Here is a 6161-nt window from a genome sequence, read left to right on the forward strand (position 1 = left end):
TAATTCACAATTCACAATTCACCACTCACAATTCACTAAATCTCATTAGGCAGCATAGTGCAATTTATGTTGATTAACATGTAATAAGTTTTCAATTTTATGGACAGCAATCGAATAGGTTGCTTTTAGTGCTCCTACAGAGGTTCCTGTTATTTGAGCAATTTCTTCATAGCGCATTTCATCAAAATAGCGCATATTAAAAACCAAACGTTGTTTATCGGGCAAAGTCATAATGGCATTTTGAAGTGCCAACTGAATATCATCTCCTGAAATGAGTACATCATGATTATGATCTGATGCAAATACTTCTGAAAAGTCTTCAATTTCGCAAAACTGCATTTTGCGTTTATTTCTCAAAAAATTGAGACATTCGTTGGTTGCAATACGGTATATCCAAGTAAATAATTGAGAATCGCCTCTAAAATTATCCAATCCTTGCCATACCTTCAAAAATACCTCTTGCGTCAAATCGTCTGCGTCGTCATGCGAAATGACCATTTTACGCACATGCCAATAAATCTTACGCTGATATTTTTGTATTAACCAATTGAATAGAGATAGTTTATCTTGGGATGGCTTCATAACACAAGGGAATAGATTTTGTATATGACAAATTTGCCCTTAAAAGCAAAAATGCTTTATGATGGTATTCATAAAGCATTCATGATTGTGGTCAGCCTTTTGGCAACTATAAGCTTTTCACTTCGCCTCCCAAGTTGGATTTGATACTCTTTTGACTAGGATTTCCTTTGTACGTTAGCATACCTCCTGTACCTGCCGAAGCGTCTAAGGATTGTGATGTAGCCACTTCGGCCATTCCTCCTGTATTGACTTTGGCATCGGTTTGTTCTGCTTTCAAATCAAAAGCGTGCAATTGTCCTCCTGTATTTACACGCACAGACTGATATTTGGCTTTTCCTTCTAGCTTTACAATAGCTCCTTGCAAACTTGCTACTTCGAGGGTATTGAGGTCTAAATCGGCTTTAATGATTGCTCCAGAGCTACCTTCTAGTATCAAATGGTTTCCTGCTAAGACATTGCCAAACTGCAACTCGGCACCACGACCGCCCTTAATACTGCTCAAATCGGCACTATATACCACTTTGACTGCATAGTAGCTTCCTGCGTTTGCCTTTTTATCTTTTTCGGTAAGTTGTTTAAGAATTTTTGTTTTTACCGACAGCTCACCCCCTGAGACGGAGATTGTCAAATCATCTAAACTGAGGTTTCCATGGGCTTCAGCTGTAACTTTATTGGCACTACCTTTTACGATTTCTACTTTCATAATACCCTGAAAGTCTACTTTAGTAAAAGCCTGAACGGTCATTTCTTGAGAGTTTTGAGCCCAAGCACTCACACTTACTAAGAGTATTGCTATACTCGCAATCAATATTTTTCTCATTTCTACACAAACTTTAGGTTAAACATTACATCCTAGATGTAAAAACTAACGAAGAAGTTGCATCGATAGTGTCAAAATTTAGTAAGTATCCATTTGTGGGTCTATTTCGTAAGCCCAAGCATTGATACCTCCTGTGAGATTATAAAGATTATCGAATTGGTGATTTTGCTCCAAAAACTGAATAACCGAAGCCGAACGCATACCATGATGACAATACACCACTACGGGCTTGTCACGTGGGATATGTTTGATATTATTAGGAATATGATTCATAGGAATCAATACCGAATTGTCGAGATGACAAATTTCATATTCATTTGGATTACGGACATCTAGGAGAAATAAATCTTCTTGAGCCTCGATTTTCTCTTGTAATTCCTCCACTGAAAGTGTTTTCATAATATTTGTTTTGCAGGCTATTTCCTCTTGTTCTTGTGCCTCCGACTGGCGAGCAAGTTGCTCGGCGTCTGGACGGCGTTTTACTTTTATTTTTCTAGAAGTATTTTCTAATAAATCTATCATCAAAAACTCACCGCTCAATACTTTGCCTATCCCTGTTACCATTTTTACGACTTCGTTGGCTTGGTACATACCGAGTGTGCCAGGCAAAATACCCAAAACGCCAATAGTAGCACAGTTAGGAATTTCTAGTTCTGAGGGTTGTTCAGGAAACAAACAACGATATGTAGGTCCTTGCTGACCATTGGCATCGGTGTAATTAAATACCGAAACTTGCCCTTCAAACTGGTGGATTGCTCCATATACAAAAGGCTTATTGAGCTTGACACAAATATCGTTGATCAAATAACGAGTTGTGAAGTTGTCGGTACAGTCTACTACGATATCATATTGTTGGATATACTGAAGGGCATTTTCTTTTTTGAGTCTATGTAAAATGGCTTCCACTTCGATACTATCATTCATCGCCAAAAGACGCTTAGTAGCCACTAATGCTTTAGGATTACCAATATCTTCGACTTTGTATAAAACCTGACGTTGAAGATTGGTCAAGTCTACGGCATCATTGTCGATAATTCCAATTTTTCCGATACCTGCTGCGGCCAAATAGAGAAGTACGGGACAACCCAAACCACCAGCTCCTACCACGAGCACTTTGGTAGATTTGAGTTTTTCTTGTCCTTCAATACCTATTTGAGGAAGTAATAAATGTTTTTGATAACGAGTTTTTTCAGAAGATGTCAGCATAGTATATTGAGGTATTAAGTTGTCAGGAGTTAATCATATCACCGACAAGCAATAACTAAACGGTTATCGAGCGCTATTTTGTTTCATAAATTTAAAATAAAATGACGCTTCTAGGCTAATAGCTGTTGGCAATCTTAGGATAAAAATTCCTTAAGGTCACAAACCCTAGACAAAACAAAAGCCTCTTCGCAATATAATTACGAAGAGGCTTTAAAATTGTCGGAGACAAGTATAACTAAACGTTCAATGTTCCTTTACGAGCAGCGTCAATCAAAGAAGCTTCCAAACCTTTCTTGTTGATTGTACGGATTGCTTTCGCTGAAACTTTCAAAGTTACCCATACACCTTCAGACTCTAAAAAGAATTTTTTAGTGTGCAAGTTTGGATAAAACTTTCTTTTAGTTTTGTTATTAGCGTGAGAAACGTTGTTACCCACTTGAGTTTTCTTTCCTGTTAATTGACAAACCTTCGCCATGATAAAAATGCGTTAATTGTTTATGTGTTAATCGCCTCACTATCAAACAATTCTTTACTAAAATTGACCTTTCTACTAAATATTAAAACATTTTTATCAAAAGGCTTTGTAATAATTCAGAATTAAACTTAATGCTGTATTCGGCGATGTAATAGACTTGATAATCAGTGTTTTCTGAAATTGGAACGCAAAAGTATGAATTATTTTGTAAACTAGCAATTTATTATGAAAAGATTTATGCTATCATATCAAGTTTTCGCAAATTCTATCGTTTTTGAAAGAAAACCTGCCAAATTTGTATATCAAATAATACCTTATGATAAAAAAGATTGCCACTTCTTTGCTTTGGCTCAGCAGTTTACCACTGTGTATGTACACCTTGTTTGCGTACTTTTTGGGCTATACCATCGTATGGGAACACTGGTTCGCAGGGTTTGTGATGATGTCCATTCCTGTAGCCCAAGGCGCTTGTTTAATACTAGGGCTCATCTGGTTGTATATTCGTCCGTCCAGAGCTTGGGTATTTTTGATTATTTGGTTCATGGGCTGGCCTTTTACGGTACGAACCTTTCAGCTTTCGCCAAGTCATGACAAAACAGAAGACGACCTAAGTGTTTTGAGTTATAATGTATTTAGCTTTCAAGGGCTAAAGCCATCTGACAAAGAATCCTTGTTTGACTATGTCGAACACTTCGACGCTGATATCAAATGCTTTCAGGAGTTTAGTAAAACCTCTAACGAAGAGGGAAAATTTGCTGCGGATTTACTCAAAAAAGAATATCCCTACAGAGCCATCAATGCTGACCCAAAAGGATATTACTCTACTTTGGTAATCTATTCGAAATATCCAATCATCAACAAAAAAGGTAAGGCTTTCCCTGGGAATAGTACAAGTAATGGGTATTTATTAGCTGATATTATTTTCAAAAAAGATACCGTTCGTATTATCAACCTACAACTACAATCGATGGGCATCCGAGTGGGGAAAGTAGCCCAAGCTTTCAATAAAAAAGATGAAGCCTTGGTAAAAACCGAAGGACGAGATATATTATCGTCGTTGAAAAAAGGCTTTATTGACCATGCGCGCGAAATTAAGTCTATCGAAAAGCTTATTGATGAAAGTCCATATCCTGTTATAGTTTGCGGTGATTTCAACGAGGTACCGTATGGACTAGCGTATGGACACGTAAGAGACAGATTAGAAAATGCTTTTGAGCGAGCGGGTAATGGATTTGGTTTTACGTTAAATAGAAGTCCTAAATTTGTTAGAATAGACAATCAGTTTTTTAGCGATAAAATAAAAATACAGTCTTTTACCACTCACAGCGAAATCAAATATTCTGATCATTATCCTATTTCGGCATCATATCAGTTACCTTAATTGGGGCTATCGGGTATCAGCTAAAATTCAAACCCTGTTAAAATTTATATCTCCATGGACATTATTCTGACTATTCTTGCGATTGGCTTATTGCTTGGTGGCTTGGCAGGGGCTGTACTTCCTATCCCGGGTCCTCCGTTGAGCTTGGCAGGTATGTTTTGTTTACACTACACCCGCTTTGTCGAGTTCAATAAAAGTACCTTGGTGGTCTTTACTGTACTGACAGTAGCAATGGCTATTTTTGACTACTATGCTCCAGTTTGGGGAACCAAAAAGTTTGGAGGAAGCAAATACGGTGCTATTGGGTCTACGATAGGTTTATTGGTCGGAATGTTCTTTATTCCTGCGGTTGGAATGTTATTAGGTGCATTTTTAGGGGCGCTAGTTGGTGAACTTATCAATGGGGCAGATTTCTCAAAAGCATTGAAAGCTGCTATTGGTTCGTTTATAGGACTTATTACGGGTATGGTCGGAAAAATTGCCTTATGTCTTGCCATGTTACTCTGGTCAGGCTTTGCTCTAGGTGAATATATTATGATTATGTTTTTTTAAGAAAACGTAACGAATGCGGATTTGGGATTGCTGATTTCGGAAATAAAGAAAAAGACCTTTATTCTTTACAAAATAGAGAAGCCTACACTTCCGAAATCCAACATCCGATATCCGCAATACATTCCTTTTGCGTCTCTACAAAGTCCATTTCAGTAGCCATTTTACTAAAGTTCTTGGTTCGCAAATAGACCATGAATGAGGATTTCGCGTCTTTTGTTGGCGTCGCCAGCCTTGGTCTTTAGTCACAATCAATTCGGATTGAGTTGCACCCACAATTTTCAAGGTATTAATCATTGCTACACAGTCGATGGCATTAATATCATACAAATCTCTATTTCTTTCCTGCATTTGCCATTCAATAGCTATTTCGGTATATAGTCTCAGGGGAATTTTCTTTAACCAATCTAGTTGATGGAGGTCTTTTGATTGATATGAAAAGCACGATAAGTCCCGATATTTTTGAGGATTATCTTCGGGAGTACCTTCAAATTCCGTTTTGAGTCTTTCTACCAAATATTTAGCCTCCTCGCTAGCAATAGCCGATTGACTGAGCCAGATAGTTCGCTCAATAGATTGATAGAAACGAGCAAAATCTAATGGCGGGTCTATCCCAAAAATAGCTTTTGGAATATGAGTATTCTGTTCAACTAAACGCTTTGCTAACCTGATAGCACCGCTTCCACCCAGTGAAAACCCTCCTAAAAAGAAAGGCGTTTTATGGAGTTTTAATCTTTCGGAAGTTTTGCTTACAATAGATTCAAGCGCTTTTTGAGAAAGCTCATCTATATAAAATGACGGAGGACTCGCATTCAAAAAAGGAATAATCACCAACAAACCATTTTGTGCTGCTACGACGGGAATATCCGATTCTTTTAAAACAGATTCAGGGGTTTCGCCAAAACCTGGCAATAATAGCAACCAGCCCTTGGGCGCATGAACGGGATGGATTTCGAGTTGGTATTTTACTAAAACCTCATCTGCATATTGATATATTTGGCGTTTTTGAGCCAACCCCGTCCATGTCAAAAATAAGAAAGCTATTAGTAATTTAGTCTTCATCTTTTATCAAAAAAATGCCATCAGCTTTCACCGATGGCATTCTGATTGGATAAGTTATTACGCAAAATAAACTTAAATTTTTGAGC

The 6161-nt window shown here is 37.6% G+C and carries 7 protein-coding genes; 2 read left to right on the forward strand and 5 right to left on the reverse strand.

The features are described 5' to 3' along the window. Nucleotides 1-45 precede the first annotated feature (45 nt). The 4 genes from ACOVQ4_RS20980 to rpmB all read right to left on the reverse strand — a co-directional run bounded on the left by ACOVQ4_RS20980 (nucleotide 46) and on the right by rpmB (nucleotide 3083). Entirely contained in the window at nucleotides 46-582 is a 537-nt protein-coding gene (locus ACOVQ4_RS20980; protein ID WP_421822555.1) for an RNA polymerase sigma factor, read from the reverse strand. Between the two features lie 106 nt (nucleotides 583-688). Next, on the reverse strand, nucleotides 689-1402 hold the full coding sequence (locus ACOVQ4_RS20985; protein WP_421822556.1) for a head GIN domain-containing protein: 714 nt from the start codon (nucleotides 1400-1402) through the stop codon (nucleotides 689-691). A gap of 78 nt (nucleotides 1403-1480) precedes the next feature. Continuing rightward, nucleotides 1481-2608, reverse strand: a complete 1128-nt coding sequence (moeB, locus tag ACOVQ4_RS20990) for a molybdopterin-synthase adenylyltransferase MoeB (RefSeq protein ID WP_421822557.1) — start codon at nucleotides 2606-2608, stop codon at nucleotides 1481-1483. A gap of 235 nt (nucleotides 2609-2843) precedes the next feature. Beyond that, on the reverse strand, nucleotides 2844-3083 hold the full coding sequence (rpmB, locus tag ACOVQ4_RS20995) for a 50S ribosomal protein L28 (RefSeq protein ID WP_095160780.1): 240 nt from the start codon (nucleotides 3081-3083) through the stop codon (nucleotides 2844-2846). A 316-nt stretch (nucleotides 3084-3399) separates the two neighbouring features. On the opposite strand from rpmB, the gene ACOVQ4_RS21000 reads away from it, so the two are divergent. Next, nucleotides 3400-4464 (forward strand): endonuclease/exonuclease/phosphatase family protein, encoded by a 1065-nt coding sequence (locus ACOVQ4_RS21000; RefSeq protein ID WP_421822558.1) that lies wholly within the window; start codon nucleotides 3400-3402, stop codon nucleotides 4462-4464. A 54-nt stretch (nucleotides 4465-4518) separates the two neighbouring features. Continuing rightward, on the forward strand, nucleotides 4519-5016 hold the full coding sequence (locus ACOVQ4_RS21005; protein WP_095160782.1) for a DUF456 domain-containing protein: 498 nt from the start codon (nucleotides 4519-4521) through the stop codon (nucleotides 5014-5016). Between the two features lie 135 nt (nucleotides 5017-5151). Here ACOVQ4_RS21005 and ACOVQ4_RS21010 read toward each other — a convergent pair whose 3' ends face one another. Then, nucleotides 5152-6075, reverse strand: a complete 924-nt coding sequence (locus ACOVQ4_RS21010; RefSeq protein WP_421822559.1) for a hypothetical protein — start codon at nucleotides 6073-6075, stop codon at nucleotides 5152-5154. Nucleotides 6076-6161 lie beyond the last annotated feature (86 nt).

This window comes from Flectobacillus sp., assembly GCF_049240685.1.
GTDB lineage: Bacteria > Bacteroidota > Bacteroidia > Cytophagales > Spirosomataceae > Flectobacillus.